Source organism: Nitratireductor alexandrii (assembly GCF_004000215.1).
Taxonomy (GTDB): domain Bacteria; phylum Pseudomonadota; class Alphaproteobacteria; order Rhizobiales; family Rhizobiaceae; genus Mangrovimarina; species Mangrovimarina alexandrii.
Genome location: NZ_RBVY01000004.1, coordinates 358,547 through 373,604 on the forward strand (window position 1 = coordinate 358,547; position 15,058 = coordinate 373,604).

At 65.8% G+C, this 15,058-nt stretch carries 14 protein-coding genes; 8 read left to right on the forward strand and 6 right to left on the reverse strand.

The window, feature by feature from the left end:
• The first annotated feature begins 25 nt into the window (after window positions 1-25).
• Complete coding sequence (gene recG / locus EP380_RS11275; RefSeq protein ID WP_127598675.1) at window positions 26-2,134, forward strand: ATP-dependent DNA helicase RecG; 2,109 nt, start codon at window positions 26-28, stop codon at window positions 2,132-2,134.
• A 4-nt stretch (window positions 2,135-2,138) separates the two neighbouring features.
• Here recG and EP380_RS11280 read toward each other — a convergent pair whose 3' ends face one another.
• From EP380_RS11280 to EP380_RS11295, 4 genes are all read right to left on the reverse strand, one after another.
• A complete protein-coding gene (locus EP380_RS11280) occupies window positions 2,139-2,843 on the reverse strand; it encodes a DUF502 domain-containing protein (RefSeq protein ID WP_164749832.1) in 705 nt (234 codons plus the stop codon).
• Between the two features lie 133 nt (window positions 2,844-2,976).
• Window positions 2,977-4,800 carry a glutamine--fructose-6-phosphate transaminase (isomerizing) gene (glmS, locus tag EP380_RS11285; protein ID WP_127598677.1) on the reverse strand — a complete coding sequence of 608 codons (1,824 nt, stop codon included), beginning with the start codon at window positions 4,798-4,800 and terminating at the stop codon, window positions 2,977-2,979.
• 148 nt (window positions 4,801-4,948) lie between these two features.
• Window positions 4,949-5,725, reverse strand: a complete 777-nt coding sequence (locus EP380_RS11290) for an HpcH/HpaI aldolase family protein (protein ID WP_106569301.1) — start codon at window positions 5,723-5,725, stop codon at window positions 4,949-4,951.
• Window positions 5,726-5,807: 82 nt separating this feature from the next.
• Complete coding sequence (locus EP380_RS11295; RefSeq protein ID WP_127598679.1) at window positions 5,808-6,128, reverse strand: DUF1476 domain-containing protein; 321 nt, start codon at window positions 6,126-6,128, stop codon at window positions 5,808-5,810.
• Between the two features lie 254 nt (window positions 6,129-6,382).
• On the opposite strand from EP380_RS11295, the gene purC reads away from it, so the two are divergent.
• From purC to EP380_RS11315, 4 genes are all read left to right on the forward strand, one after another.
• Window positions 6,383-7,150, forward strand: coding sequence for a phosphoribosylaminoimidazolesuccinocarboxamide synthase (purC, locus tag EP380_RS11300; protein WP_106569299.1), 768 nt, complete (start codon window positions 6,383-6,385; stop codon window positions 7,148-7,150).
• 61 nt (window positions 7,151-7,211) lie between these two features.
• On the forward strand, window positions 7,212-7,454 hold the full coding sequence (purS, locus tag EP380_RS11305) for a phosphoribosylformylglycinamidine synthase subunit PurS (RefSeq protein WP_127598681.1): 243 nt from the start codon (window positions 7,212-7,214) through the stop codon (window positions 7,452-7,454).
• 85 nt (window positions 7,455-7,539) lie between these two features.
• Window positions 7,540-8,211, forward strand: a complete 672-nt coding sequence (gene purQ / locus EP380_RS11310; protein WP_127598683.1) for a phosphoribosylformylglycinamidine synthase subunit PurQ — start codon at window positions 7,540-7,542, stop codon at window positions 8,209-8,211.
• Window positions 8,212-8,259: 48 nt separating this feature from the next.
• Window positions 8,260-9,006, forward strand: coding sequence for a hypothetical protein (locus EP380_RS11315; protein WP_127598685.1), 747 nt, complete (start codon window positions 8,260-8,262; stop codon window positions 9,004-9,006).
• Here the strand turns inward: EP380_RS11315 and EP380_RS11320 are convergent.
• Window positions 8,951-10,279: a flavin-containing monooxygenase gene (locus EP380_RS11320; protein ID WP_127598687.1), complete on the reverse strand. Its 1,329-nt coding sequence runs from the start codon at window positions 10,277-10,279 to the stop codon at window positions 8,951-8,953. The genes EP380_RS11315 and EP380_RS11320 overlap by 56 nt on opposite strands.
• 186 nt (window positions 10,280-10,465) lie before the next feature.
• Between EP380_RS11320 and EP380_RS11325 the strand changes: the two genes are divergently transcribed.
• Window positions 10,466-10,903 carry a hypothetical protein gene (locus EP380_RS11325; RefSeq protein ID WP_127598689.1) on the forward strand — a complete coding sequence of 146 codons (438 nt, stop codon included), beginning with the start codon at window positions 10,466-10,468 and terminating at the stop codon, window positions 10,901-10,903.
• A gap of 75 nt (window positions 10,904-10,978) precedes the next feature.
• Here EP380_RS11325 and EP380_RS11330 read toward each other — a convergent pair whose 3' ends face one another.
• Window positions 10,979-11,227: a DUF1127 domain-containing protein gene (locus EP380_RS11330; protein ID WP_127598691.1), complete on the reverse strand. Its 249-nt coding sequence runs from the start codon at window positions 11,225-11,227 to the stop codon at window positions 10,979-10,981.
• Between the two features lie 88 nt (window positions 11,228-11,315).
• Here EP380_RS11330 and EP380_RS11335 point away from each other — a divergent pair, with 88 nt between their 5' ends.
• A complete protein-coding gene (locus tag EP380_RS11335; RefSeq protein WP_106569292.1) occupies window positions 11,316-12,725 on the forward strand; it encodes an aminotransferase-like domain-containing protein in 1,410 nt (469 codons plus the stop codon).
• A gap of 108 nt (window positions 12,726-12,833) precedes the next feature.
• Entirely contained in the window at window positions 12,834-15,056 is a 2,223-nt protein-coding gene (gene purL, locus EP380_RS11340; protein WP_127598693.1) for a phosphoribosylformylglycinamidine synthase subunit PurL, read from the forward strand.
• Window positions 15,057-15,058: the final 2 nt, after the last annotated feature.

The following is a 15,058-nucleotide window of genomic DNA, read 5'->3' on the forward strand; positions in this document are numbered from 1 at the left end:
GCCGGCGCCCCCATATTGTTGCCGCATGCGACCGTCCCTGCTCGATCCCCTGTTTGCCTCCGCCACCACGCTCGACGGGGTCGGGGCCAAAATCGCCGGCCTTTTGGAAAAGATCGTGCCGGCCGACCTCGTCGGGCGCGAGCTGCGGGTCGGCGACCTGATTTTCGTTTTGCCGCACACGCTGATCGACCGCCGCAACCGGCCAGGCATCGCGGCCGCACCCGAGGGAGCGATCGTCACCCTCGACCTTCGCGTCGACCGCCACCAGCCTGCCCCGCGCGGCCGCAAAAACGTGCCCTACCGGGTCTTTGCCAGCGACGAGACCGGCGAAATCGCGCTGACCTTCTTCCACGCACGCCAGAACTGGCTCGAACAGATGCTGCCGGTCGGCGAACAGGTCGTCGTCAGCGGCCGCATGGAATGGTTCAACGGCCGCCCGTCAATGGTCCATCCCGACCATATCGTGGCCGCCTCCGAGGCCGCCAGCCTGCCGCTGGTCGAGCCGGTCTATCCGCTGACAGCCGGCCTGTCGCCGCGCTTGCTGCGCCGCGTTGTCGAGCAGGCGCTGGACAAATGTCCCGATCTGCCGGAATGGCTCGACCAGGAATTGATGCGCCGGCAGAGCTTTCCCGCCTTCGCCGCCGCGCTGCGGCGCCTGCACCACCCCGCCGACCCGGTCGACGTGGCGCTCGACAATCCGTCCCGGCGGCGACTTGCCTATGACGAATTTCTCGCCAACCAGCTTTCGCTTGCGCTGGTGCGGGCAAAAATCCGCCGCCTGTCCGGTCGCCCGCTCGCCGGCGACGGCCGGCTGGTCTCGGCGGTGCTGGCCGCCCTGCCCTATGCCCTGACGCGCTCGCAGGACGAGGCGTTCGCCGAGATCGCCGCCGACCTTGCCCGTCCCGAACGCATGCTCAGGCTCCTGCAGGGCGATGTCGGCGCCGGCAAAACGGTGGTAGCGCTGCTTGCCATGGCACGCGCGGCCGAGACGGGCGGGCAGTCGGTGCTGATGGCGCCGACTGAAATCCTGGCGCGGCAGCATTTCGCCACCATCGCACCGATCGCGGAAAAGGCCGGCCTGCGCGCCGCCATCCTGACCGGACGCGACAAAGGCCGCGAACGCCAGAGAGTGCTCGACGCGATCGCGGACGGTACGGTCGATCTGGTGGTCGGCACCCACGCGCTGTTCCAGGAGGAGGTCAGCTACCGCGAACTGGTGCTGGCGGTGATCGACGAGCAGCACCGCTTCGGCGTGCATCAACGGCTGGCGCTGACGGCCAAGGGCGCGGCGCCCGACATGCTGGTGATGACGGCAACCCCGATCCCGCGCACGCTGGTGTTGACCGCCTTCGGCGACATGGACGTGTCGAGACTGACCGAAAAGCCGGCCGGGCGCCGGCCGATCACCACCGTCACGCTGCCGAGCGAACGACTGCAGGATCTGCTTGGCCGGCTGGATAACGCACTCGCCGAAGGCCAGAAAATCTACTGGATCTGTCCGCTGGTCGAGGAATCCGAGGACGTTGACTTAATGTCCGCGCAAGAGCGCTTCGCCACCTTGCAGCCGCGCTTCGGCGCCGCGCTCGGTCTCGTCCACGGCCGCATGAAAGGAGCCGAGAAAGACGAGGCGATGCGCGCCTTCAAGGCCGGCGAGACGCGCCTGCTGGTCGCCACCACCGTGATCGAGGTCGGGGTCGACGTCCCCGACGCCACCATCATGGTGATCGAGCACGCCGAGCGTTTCGGGCTGGCCCAGCTTCACCAGTTGCGCGGCCGGGTCGGGCGCGGCGACAAGCCGTCGACCTGCGTGCTGCTCTACAAGGGCCCGCTCGGCGAAACGGCCGGCCGGCGGCTGTCGGTCATGCGCGACAGCGAGGACGGCTTCCTGATCGCGGAGGAGGATCTGAAACTGCGCGGCGAAGGCGAGCTTTTGGGCACGCGCCAGTCCGGCACGCCCGGTTTCCAGGTCGCTCGCGTGGAAGCGCATGCCGATCTCCTGGAAACCGCGCGCAACGACGCGCGGCTGGTTCTGGAACGCGACCCGCAGCTGACATCGACGCGCGGCGAGGCGCTCAGGCTGCTGCTTTACCTGTTCGGCCGCGACGACGCGATCCGGCTGCTGCGGGCCGGTTAGGCCGCTACTCGGCCGCCGGACGTTTCGGCTCGCCGGCGAGCGCGTCATCGGCCAATTGCTGGGTCATCTTCTGGTATTCGGGCGTGACCAGCCCGGCCGAGATCACCAGCTTCGCCGCCTCTTCGACCGACATCGACAATTCGATCAGCTCGGTCTTTGGGACATACATCAAAAACCCGGTCGTCGGATTGGGCGTCGACGGCAGGAACACGGCGATGGTGCGCCCGGCATGCGGCTCGAGCAGATGGTTGACCTCCGATTCGCGCTCGCTGGAGATGAAGACGATCGCCCAGGCACCGCGGCGCGGATATTCGATCAGGCCGACCTTCTTGAACACGTCCGACTGATGCGACAGCACCGTCTCGAAGATCTGCTTCAGGCCGCGATAGATCGAGCGCACGAGCGGCATGCGCCCAAGAAGGTACTCGCCGTAGGACACGATGGTGCGGCCGATGAAATTCGCGGTCAGGAAGCCGATCAGCGTGATCAGGATGATGGCCACGATCAGGCCGAAGCCGGGAACGGCGAACGGCAGATAGCTGTCGGGATTGTAGCGCCCGGGAATATAGGGCTTGACCCAGGAATCGACCCAGCCGATCAGCGACCACGACAGATAGGCGGTGATCGCCAGCGGCGCGCACACGACGAACCCGGTCAGGAAATAGTTGCGCAGGCGGGTCATGCCGCGATGCTTGGTTGTGTCGGACATCGGCTCCAGGAACGCTCTTGGTCAAACGATGCACGATACATAGGGCAACACGACCAAATTATGAAATCGCGGCCGCGCGGCCGCGCGAACCGTCAGAGCGCAGCGGCTTTTGCCCGCACGCCGTCGGCGTAGATTATTCCACCGTCACCGATTTCGCCAGATTGCGCGGCTGATCGACGTCCGTGCCCATGAAGACGGCGGTGAAATAGGCCAGCATCTGGATCGGCAGCGCGTAGACGATCGGCGCGATCATTTCCGGCACGTCGGGCATGACGATCGTTTCCAGCGTCTCGATGCCGGCCCTGGCCGCCCCCTCGGCATCGGTGATCAGGATGATCTTGCCGCCACGCGCGGCGACCTCCTGCATGTTGGACACGGTCTTGTCGAAGATGTGGTCGTGAGGCGCGATCACGATCACCGGCATGTTCTCGTCGATCAGTGCGATCGGCCCGTGCTTCAATTCGCCCGCCGCATAGCCTTCGGCGTGGATATAGGAGATTTCCTTGAGCTTCAGCGCGCCTTCCATGGCGAGCGGATAGTTGGTGTCGCGGCCGAGATAAAGCGCGTGCTTGTAGTGCGAGAGCTCGCGCGCGACCTTTTCGATCTGCCGGTCGAGCTTCAGCACCTGGCTGGCGATCCGTGGCGTTTCCGACAGCGCGCGCACCAGTGCTTTTTCCTCATCCGCCGAAATCGTGCCGCGTTCCTTGGCCGCACGCAGGGCGAGCGAGGCGAGCACCGAGAGCTGGCAGGTGAAGGCCTTGGTCGAGGCGACACCGATTTCCGGGCCGGCGAGCGTGGGAAAGACACAGTCGGATTCGCGCGCCATGGTCGATTCGGCCACGTTGACGATCGCGCCGATGGGAATGCCTTCCTTGCGGCAATAGCGCAGCGAGGCCAGCGTGTCGGCGGTCTCGCCCGACTGGGAGACGAAAAACGCCGCGCTGTTCCTCACCACCGGCATTTCCCGATAGCGGAATTCCGAGGCGATATCGATGTCGACCGGCAGGCGCGCCAGGCGCTCGAACCAATATTTGCCGATCAGACCGGCAAGATAGGCCGTGCCACAGGCCGAGATAGCGATCCGGTCGAGCGTGGCGAAATCGAACGGCAGCGGATCGGCGCGCGTCGTATGGTCGGAAAAATCGACATAATGCGCCAGCGTGTGCGAGATCACCTCGGGCTGCTCGTGGATTTCCTTTTCCATGAAATGGCGGTGATTGCCCTTGTCGACCAGGAAGCGCGTGCCGATCGATTGCTGTTGCGCCCGCTCGATGCGCTGGCCGTTCATGTCGTAGATTTCCATCCCGCCGCGGCGCAGCACGACCCAGTCGCCATCTTCCAGATAGGTCACGATATTGGTGAAGGGGGCGAGCGCGATCGCGTCGGAGCCCAGATACATCTCGCCGTCGCCGTGGCCTATCGCCAGCGGCGGACCACTGCGCGCACCCACGATCAGGTCCTCGTCGCCGCGAAACAGGATGGCGAGCGCGAAGGCACCTTCCAGGCGCTTCAACGCGGCAAAGGCCGCGTCGACGGGCGCCGCCCCGCGGCCCATCTCACGCGAGATCAGATGCGCGACCACCTCGGTATCGGTCTGCGAAGCAAAATTGTAGCCGTCGGCCTGCAATTCCGCCCGGATTTCGGCGAAATTCTCGATGATTCCGTTATGGACGATGGCGACATCGTTGGAAAAATGCGGGTGGGCGTTGGTTTCGTTGGGCACGCCATGCGTGGCCCAGCGCGTATGGCCGATGCCGATCGTGCCGTCGAGCGGACTTTCGGCGATGCGCTGTTCGAGATTGACCAGCTTGCCCTCGGCGCGGCGTCGGTCGAGGTGGCCGTCCTGGATCGTGGCGACGCCAGCCGAATCGTATCCGCGATATTCAAGGCGTTTGAGCGCATCCACGATAAGCGGCGCGACCGGCGCGCGGCCGACGATTCCAACGATTCCACACATAGGCGATCAAGTCCCCGCGTTTTTTCCCACCTTCGGTGATCGACGATTTAGGTGCTTCCGAGGCAAAGCGGAAGTAAAAAGACTTTTCAGTCAATGACAGTAGCCAAAAAAGGCTATGGGTAAACGGTTCTACGAACGGCCGGTCCAGTCAGCGCATCGACTGGCGGGCCGCGCCCAGCAACGTCTCGATGCCCAGCGCCATATAGACATGCTCGCTGCCGAGCGCGAACAGGCCGTAGCCCATCGCCGCAAAGCGCCCGCACAGCGCCGGATCGACCACGTAGATGCCTGCCATCTTGCCGGCCCGCGCCGCGCGCGCCGCAATGTCGGCGATCGCCTCCATCATCGCATCGAGGCCGGGATCGATCGCCGCGCCTTCGCTCCAGGCGATGGAAAAATCGGACGGACCGACGAACACGCCGTCAATGCCCGGCACGGCGAGAATGTCGTCGAGCGCGGCCAGCGCCTCGCGGGTCTCGATCATGGCGAAGGCGGTGGTGGCGCGGTTCTGCGAGCGCAGCCAGTCCTGCGCGCCAGCCGGACCGCGACGCGGCATGGCGAAGGTCGGGCCCCAGGAGCGCCGCCCCACCGGCGGATAGTTCATCGCCTCGGCAAAGCGACGGGCGTCCTCGACGGAATTGACCATCGGCGCGATGACCGCCTCCGCGCCGAAGTCGAGCGCACGGCTGGCCATGTCGAAGCGTCCAACCGGGATACGCACGATCGCGTGCCGGCCTGCCGCCAGCACCGGCGCGATCGAGCGCACGACGCTGTCTTCGTGATGGCCGCCATGCTGCATATCGAGCGTGACGGCATCGAACCCCTGCCCGGCAACGATTTCCACGGTCAGGGCGTCGGGAACCGACGACCAGGCCGTAAACAGTTTTTCGCCCCCTGCGAGGCGTTCAGCAAGGCTCGTCGACATGCTTTCCCCCCGGCTTTTCAGCGCACCGTACGGGCCGCCCGCGCGCCGCGGACGGCCTGTGCGGCGGCTTCACGCCAAAAAATCAGCCTTGCTTGACCTGCTCGATGGCGACGGCCAGCAATTCCTCCATCGTGCGGCGGATCTGATGGTCCGACTGCTCGACGCCGGCCGCGTCGAAATCCTTGCGCACCTTGCGGAACACGTCCTCGTCGCCGGCCTCCTCGAAGTCGGCATTGACGACTTCCACGGCATAGGCGTCGGCGTCGGAACCGGTCTTGCCGAGTTTCTCGGCCGCCCACAGACCCAGCAGTTTGTTGCGACGCGCCATCGCCTTGAATTTCAGTTCTTCGTCATGGACGAATTTCTTTTCGAACGCGTCCTCGCGATCTTTCATGCTGGCCATTTACGGTCCTCCGGTCGGGGGATTGAATCTCGGTTCTCCATAGGGCGACTGGCCCGTGAAATCAAAGGCTTTCGCCCCGATCAACCGCCAAACCGCGTACCGGTGCGCCGTGAAACCGGTTGATCCGCGCCATTTGCCGATTGAGTAGAAGGGGCAGTTGCGCTAGAGCACGCGGACGATAAACCGACAAGGCGGCCGGTTGGCTGCATCCCGACCGGTTCGCGCTTATCCATTCAAGGACCCGAGCCATTTCCATGAATCGTCGCCGCCGCATTTATGAAGGCAAGGCAAAGATCCTTTATGAAGGACCGGAGCCGGGCACGCTCGTCCAGTTCTTCAAGGACGACGCCACCGCCTTCAACAAGAAGAAACACGACATTGTTGACGGCAAAGGCGTTCTCAACAATCGCATTTCCGAACACATCTTCACCCATCTGAACCGGATCGGCATCCCGACCCATTTCATCCGGCGTCTCAACATGCGCGAGCAGTTGATCAAGGAAGTGGAGATCATCCCGCTCGAGATCGTGGTGCGCAACATCGCCGCCGGTTCGCTGGCCAAGCGTCTCGGCCTCGAGGAGGGCACGGTGCTGCCGCGCTCGATCATCGAGTTCTACTACAAGGCCGACGCGCTCGACGACCCGATGGTCTCGGAAGAGCACGTCACCGCGTTCGGCTGGGCCAGTCCGCAGGAAATCGACGACATCATGGCGCTGGCGATCCGCGTCAACGACTTCCTATCGGGTCTATTTCTGGGAGTCGGAATCCAGCTCGTCGACTTCAAGATGGAATGCGGCCGGCTGTGGGAGGGCGACATGATGCGTGTCATCGTCGCCGACGAGATTTCGCCCGATTCGTGCCGGCTGTGGGACATCGGCACCCAGGAGAAGCTCGACAAGGACCGGTTCCGCCGCGACATGGGCGGCCTTGTCGAGGCCTATCAGGAGGTCGCCCGCCGGCTCGGTATCATGAACGAAAACGAGACGGTGCGCCCGAGCGGCCCGACTTTGGTCAAGCACTGACAGACATTTCCGCCGTCGTGGTCGCATGACCGCGCCGGCGGGCACCGGAGACAGATCGACGATGATAAAGGCCCGCGTCACCGTAACGCTCAAGAACGGTGTGCTCGACCCGCAAGGCAAGGCCATCGAAGGAGCGCTCGGCACGCTCGGTTTCGCTGATGTCGGCCATGTGCGCCAGGGCAAGGTGTTCGATCTCGAGCTGAACAGCGCCGACAGGGCGAAGGCCGAGGCCGATCTCAAGGCGATGTGCGAAAAGCTGCTGGCCAACACCGTGATCGAGAACTACGCGGTGGAAATCGCGTGATGGGCTCGGCGCTGTGGCTCGACAAGGATATGCGCCAAGCCGCGCCGCCCCCGGCGCTATTGCCCGGCGCCGCGGAGAAAGAACGATGAAATCCGCCGTCGTCCTGCTTCCAGGCCTCAACCGCGACCGCGACATGATCGCGGCCCTGACCAAGATCGGCGGCACGCCGCCCGCAACCGTGTGGCAGACCGACACCGATATTCCCGATGTCGACCTGATCGTCATTCCGGGCGGGTTTTCTTATGGCGACTATCTGCGCTGCGGCGCGATCGCGGCCCGCATGCCGGTCATCCGTGCGGTCGCCGAAAAAGCCGAACAGGGCGTGCGCGTCATCGGCGTGTGCAACGGGTTCCAGATCCTGCTCGAGGCCGGCCTGCTTCCCGGCGCGCTGATGCGCAATGCCTCGCTCCGCTTCGTTTGCCGCGAGGTCAGGCTCGAGGTCACGAACGCCGACACCGTTTTCACGCGCGGCTACCAACCCGGCCAGATCATCCGCTGTCCCGTCGCCCATCACGACGGCAATTATTTCGCCGACGCTGAAACGCTGGCGCGCCTGGAAGGCGAAGGCCGCGTCGCGTTCCGCTATGCCGAAGGCACCAATCCCAACGGCTCGCTGAACGACATCGCCGGCATCGTCAACCAGGCCGGCAACGTGCTCGGCCTGATGCCGCATCCCGAAAACCTGATCGAGGCCGCTCATGGCGGCACCGACGGCCGCGCCCTGTTCGAAAGCGCGCTGCGGCGCGAGGCTGCCTGAAGCCGGCAAGCGACGGCGCGCAAACCGGAGACCGGAACGATACCGACCATGACCCCGCAAGCCAGCCCGACGGACCGCCTCATGGGCGGAGCGCCCGGCTGCGGCGGCGTTATGGTGCGCCTTGCGGTGCTGTTCGCCGGGTTGGTTCTGATCGCCATCGCGCTGATGGCCGGTGCGCAGGGCGCACGGGCGCAGGCGCGCGATGCCACGCAGGTCTATTTCGTGCGCGGTTTCATGGGCATCTTCTCCACCGGTCTCGATGCGCTGGAAGCCAGCCTCGATGCGCGCGGCATCAATGCCGAGACCTACAGTCACCTGAGCGGCCCGGCCATGCGCGACGACATCGTGCGCAGCCGCAAGGAGACCCCCGGCCTGCCGGTCATCCTGGTCGGCCACTCCTTTGGCGGCAACGCCGTTCTCCAACTCGCCGCGCTGCTGGCACAGGACGGCATCAAGGTCGATCTCGTCATCACCGTCGACCCGACCCGCGACGGACCGATCTCGCCCGACGTGCGCCGCTACATCAACTATTACCTGTCGGCAAACGCCATCGGTTCCGAACTCGACACCGACGGCGTGGCCGCACGCGTCGTCAATATCGACATTCGCGACCGGACCGATATCGCCGGCCTGACGGCGGGACACTGGACCATGACGGCCAACCGGAAGATCCAGGCCGAGATCCTGCGCGCCGTCCTGCGGGTCGCGCGTCAGCCGGCCGCAACGCCGCGCTCCCGGCTCAAGACCCCGCGACGCGATGCCCAGCCTGGAGGCGCGGGCGCGCTCGGCCGATAGCCCTGCCGATCTCCCGCTTATATTCGTGAAAGTCGACCTCGATGGCGTGGCGGCGGCTGCGCACGAAGCGTCGCCGGTCGCGGGCGTTCTCCTCGCGGATGCGGCCGGCGAGATCGGCAGGCGGGCTCCAGCGACCGGCGATCTTTTCGGCGACCAGTTCGGCCTGGCGGTCGGCCAGCGCCCAGATGCAGCCGATCGGCTGGATCAGGCCGACGAAATAGAGAGCGTCGACATCCTGCGGCAGGATTTTCAGATAAAGCGGCAGCTCGAGCGCGTCCGCCCAGTCGCAAAACCCGTCCTCGAAGAACGGAAAGTCGATCCGGTAGCCGGTCGCATGAACAATGGCGTCGAACCGCGCCGCGCTGCCGTCGGCAAAGCGCACGGTCTGCCCCTGCGCGCCGGTCACGTCCGGTCGCGGCTTCACCCGGCCATGGCGGAACTGCTCGAGAATGTCGCTATTGAGCGTGGGATGCATGCCGACCGGCGAAGCCTGCGGTTCGGCCAGACCGTATTTGCGATAGGGACCGACGGTAAGGCGCAGGCCGAGCGAAACGAACAGCCGCCGCACAAAGGCCGGCAGGCGCTGCAACTTGGCATATTGCGTGTCCACCGGCCGGCCGAACATCAGCTTCGGAATGATGTATTGCGGGCTGCGCATGCTCAGGCTGACATGGTCGGCCACACGTCCCAGCGCGGCGGCGATGTCGCAGGCAGAGTTTCCGCCCCCCACCACCAGCACCCGCTTGCCCCGATAGGCGTCCGTGGTACGAAACGCGGCCGAATGAATGCGGTGTCCGTTAAACCCTTCGGTGTTCTGCGGCAGCGCCGCCGCGCGGTGATGCCCCGAACACACGATCAGATGGTCGGCGGTATCGCGGAACGGGCCGGCCTCGTTTTCGCCTTCGATCACCCAGCCCCCATCCACGCCGCGCCGCGCTCGCGTCACCCGCGAGCCGAAGCGTATATGACGGTCCAGGCCGAAACGGTCGGCGTAGGCGCGCATATAGGCAAGCACCTGGCGATGAGAGGGAAAGTCGGGATAGGCCTCGGGCATCGGAAAATCGCGGAACTGCGACAGATGCTTGGACGAGATCGTGTGCGCGGCGTCATAGACGCTGGCGCGCTGCGGATCGGCGCTGTAGGCCCACAGACCGCCCGGCTCGCGCTGCGCTTCATGGCATATGATGTCGGTGACGCCGGCCTGAACCAGATTCTTGACCGTCGTCAGGCCACAGGGCCCGGCACCGATGACGCAGACCACGCTATGAGCCATCGCCCACACGTCCCCTTTCAACCAAAGCTCTTAACCCGGTGAGGCGGGACGCTGTCAAGATGATGCTCCAAGCCGGGCCGCATCCGCTTTCACGGCCGGCGGCTTTGGTGCATGGTCGCCGGCACAAGCAGCCGGATTCGGGGGTGTCGCAGCACCCGCTCTTCGACAATTTGGGATTGAGACGCCATGAGACAGGACCGTGCGGATCGAGCAAGCCAGGCCGCGCTATCCGCGCTGCGCCTGAGCGCCCTTGGCCTGGCGCTTGCCGCTGCCGCCTGCCAGGCGGGGCCGGCGGGTCCCGGTTCGCTGTCGACGCCCGGCAAGTCGGCCGCCCTCAGGACGATGGAACATATCGCCGCGGCCGTGCAGGCCTGCTGGTTCGCCAGCCGCGACCCGGCCTTCAAGCCCTATCGCATGGCCGACGAGTTGAACTCCTTTTCCGGGCGCCCGCGCATCCTGCTGGTGCCGGCGCGCAACCCCGAGGCGCGTCCGTTGCTGGTCGTCCAGGCCGAAGGCGACCCGGCCAAGGTCGACGCTTTCGGGCCGTTGATGGACGACAAGCTCGGCAACCGCGCCGCCGCCGATCTGCGCCGCTGGACGGCCGGTTCCCAAGCCTGCGCCTGACGTGCAGAACGGCTCGGAAAGGCCGCATGCACTAACCGGCGCGACGCATGGCCACACGCGCCCGAACGACAAAGCTCAGTTCCAGAAGTAGCGGTGGGCTTCGCGCCGGGCTTCCTGCTCGCTCAGCCCGATATCGCGCAATTGCTCCGGGGTAAGCTCGCGCAGTGCGCGGCGACTGCGCTGGCGCTCGGCCAGCCGATCGAGACGCAACCACACCGACACCAGGCGGACGGTGATACGCCGGACGTAATCCGCACGGTAACGCCGAACCGCGCCGATCCAATGCAGACTATCCACATTAATTGTATCAATTGCACCCTTCATTGGTGTCTCCTCAGGGTTTGCTGTCAAAGCCTCCCGAGGCGCTTTTCTGAATTGACTCAATCTGGATGACAATATTAATATTGATACCATGACAAATTGGCTCCCCGAGCTCGATCACGGTGCGGCGCCGCTTTATGTGCGCCTGGCCGACCGGATCGAGAACGACATCGCCTCCGGCGCCCTGCCCGCCGGAGCCAAGCTGCCGCCGCAACGCAATCTCGCCTTTGACATCGGCGTCACCGTCGGCACGGTCGGCCGGGCCTACGCGCTGGTGCGCGAACGCGGTTTGGTTTCCGGCGAGGTCGGCCGCGGCACCTTCGTGCTTGGCCGGTCCGCCGAGACGGGCGCCCCCGCCGCGATCAGCGAATTTTTCGGCGGCACCCGCGCGCTTCCGGCACCGGGCATGACCCGCATGGATTCGACCGCGGCCCCCGATATCGGCCAAGACCGCGCCATCGGCGAACTGGTCGCGCGGCTGGGACGGGAGCGTTTTGCCGAAAATCTCGACTATGTGCGCGCGCCCTGCCCGGCTTGGCTGGAAGCGGGAAGCCGCTGGCTCGCCCATGCCGGCTGGCGCCCGGCCGAAGACACGATCGTGCCCGCGCTCGGCGGGCACGCTGGCATCCTTGCCGTGATCGCCTCGGTGACGGCGCCGGGCGACCGGATCGTCTTCGAGCACCTGACCTATTCCTCGATCGCGCGCAGCGCCAACCTGATCGGCCGCCGCCCCGTGGCGATCCCGGCCGATGCCGACGGACCGGTTCCGGAAGAGTTCGAACGGCTCTGCGCCCAACAGCATCCCAAGCTCGCCTTCTTGATGTCGGCGTTGCAGAATCCGACCCTGTCGACCTTGAGCGAGGCGCGCAAACGCGCCATCGTCGACATCGCCCGCAAGCACAATGTCTGGCTGATCGAGGACGCGATCTACGGCGCACTGCTGGAAAATCCGCCGACCCCGCTGGTCACGCTGGCCCCGGAGCGGACGTTTCACATCGGTTCACTGTCGAAGACGGTCGCCGCCGGCATTCGCGGCGGCTGGGTCGCCTGCCCGCCGCATTTCGCCCCGCGCGTCCAGATGGCCTACAAGATGCTGACCGGGGGCAAGCCCTATCTGCTCGCCGAACTCGCCGCGCAACTGGTGTTGTCGGGCGAGGCCGACGCGATCCGCGCGCGCGTGCGCACAGAAATCGAGGCCCGCGAAAGGCTGGCCCGCTCGATCCTGGACGGCTTCGACTTCATTTCCCATCCGCGCGCGCCGTTTTTGTGGCTGAAACTGCCCGAGCCGTGGCATTCGGGAACCTTCAAGAAGGCGGCGGCCAATGACGGCGTGCTGATCGACGACGAGGACGAATACAAGCCCGCCCGCACCGACACGGTTCATCACCGTGTCCGGGTCGGCTTTTCGGTTCCCCCCAGCCGAGAGGCGGTCGGTGCCGGTTTCCGGATCCTGCGCCAACTCCTGGAAGGCGGCGTGGCCGGTTACGACAGTTTCGGCTGAACCGTGGAAGGCCCGGCCCGCCGGGCGGATTTTTCGCTTTTTGCTGTGTCATGCCCGACGCGCTTGCGCTAAGGGAGCCTGACCAAACGGCTTTGCGAAACACGTTTCATGACCATCCCCAACACCATCCCCATCACGCCCGAGCTCGTGGCCGCCCACGGCCTCAAACCGGACGAATATCAGCGCATCCTCGATCTGATCGGCCGCGAACCGAGCTTCACCGAGCTCGGCATCTTCTCGGCGATGTGGAACGAGCATTGCTCGTACAAATCCTCCAAAAAATGGCTGCGCACCCTGCCGACCGACGGACCGCGCGTCATCCAGGGACCGGGCGAGAACGCCGGCGTGGTCGACATCGGCGACGGCGACTGCGTCGTCTTCAAGATGGAGAGCCACAACCATCCCTCCTATATCGAGCCCTATCAGGGGGCAGCGACCGGGGTCGGCGGCATTCTGCGCGATGTCTTCACCATGGGCGCGCGGCCGGTGGCGGCGATGAACGCGCTGCGCTTCGGCGCTCCCGACCATCCCAAGACGCGCCATCTGGTCGCCGGCGTGGTGGCCGGCGTCGGCGGCTACGGCAATTCCTTCGGCGTGCCCACGGTCGGCGGCGAGGTCGAGTTCGACGCCCGCTACAACGGCAATTGCCTGGTCAACGCCTTCGCCGCCGGCTTGGCCAGATCGGACGCGATTTTCTACTCCAAGGCCGAGGGCGTCGGTCTGCCGGTGGTCTATCTCGGCGCCAAGACCGGCCGCGACGGTGTCGGCGGCGCCACCATGGCCTCGGCCGAGTTCGACGACGCGATCGAGGAAAAGCGCCCCACGGTCCAGGTCGGCGATCCGTTCACCGAAAAATGCCTGTTGGAAGCCTGCCTGGAGCTGATGGCCTCCGGCGCGGTCATCGCCATCCAGGACATGGGCGCGGCCGGGCTGACCTGTTCGGCCGTCGAGATGGGCGCCAAGGGCGATCTCGGCATCCGGCTCGATCTCGACCGCGTGCCCGTGCGCGAGGACGCCATGTCAGCCTACGAGATGATGCTTTCGGAAAGCCAGGAGCGCATGCTTATGGTGCTGAGGCCGGAAAAGGAAGAAGAGGCCGAGGCGATCTTCCGCAAATGGGGGCTCGATTTCGCGATCGTCGGCACCACCACCGACGATCTGCGCTTCCGCGTCCTGCACCAGGGCGAGGAGGTCGCCGACCTGCCGATCAAGGAACTCGGCGACGAGGCGCCCGAATATGACCGGCCGTGGACGGCGCCCGCCGCGCCGAAGCCGCTGCCGGCGGATTCGGTGCCAGACGCCGACGTCGCCGAGGCGCTGCTGGCCCTGCTGGCCTCGCCCGACCAGTCGAGCCGGCGCTGGGTGTGGGAGCAATACGACACGCTAATCCAGGGCAATTCGCTGCAACTGCCGGGCGGCGACGCCGGCGTGGTGCGCGTCGAAGGCAGCGCGCACAAGGCGCTTGCCTTTTCCTGCGATGTCACGCCGCGCTATTGCGAGGCCGACCCGTTCGAAGGCGGCAAGCAGGCGGTGGCCGAATGCTGGCGCAACCTGACCGCCGTCGGCGCCGAGCCGCTGGCGGCGACCGACAATCTGAATTTCGGCAATCCCGAGCGTCCCGACATCATGGGCCAGTTCGTGCGCGCCGTTCAGGGCGTCGGCGAGGCCTGCCGCGAGCTGGCTTTTCCGATCGTCTCGGGCAATGTCTCGCTTTACAACGAGACCAACGGCCAGGCGATCCTGCCAACGCCGACGATCGGCGGCGTCGGCCTGATCCGCGACTGGCGGAAAATGGCCCGCATCGCCTTTGCCGGCGAAGGCGACACCATCGTACTGATCGGCGCGCCGGAAAAATGGGGCACGCATCTCGGCCAGTCGGTTTTCCTGCGCGACGTCTGCGGCCGCGTCGACGGCCCGCCGCCGCCGGTCGACCTTGCCCACGAAAGGCGGGTCGGCGCCTTCGTGCGCGGCCTGATCGCCGACGGGCTCGCCACGGCGGTGCACGACCTCTCCGACGGCGGCCTGGCGCTCGGATTGGCGGAGATGGCGATCGCGTCGGGCATCGGCGCGCGCATCGATCTTCCCGACGGCATCGCCGTCCTGCCCGCCCTGTTCGGCGAGGACCAGGGCCGTTATCTGATGACGATACCGGCCGCCGAGACCGAGCGTTTCTTTGCCGAGCGCATCGCCAAGGCGCAGGTTTCCGGGGTCGCCATCGGCGTGACCGGCGGCGATGAATTGAAACTGGGCGGCACGCGTGCCATATCCGTACAGCAATTGAAGACAGCCCACGAATCGTGGTTCCCACGTTTCATGAACGGTGCCGACTGAGG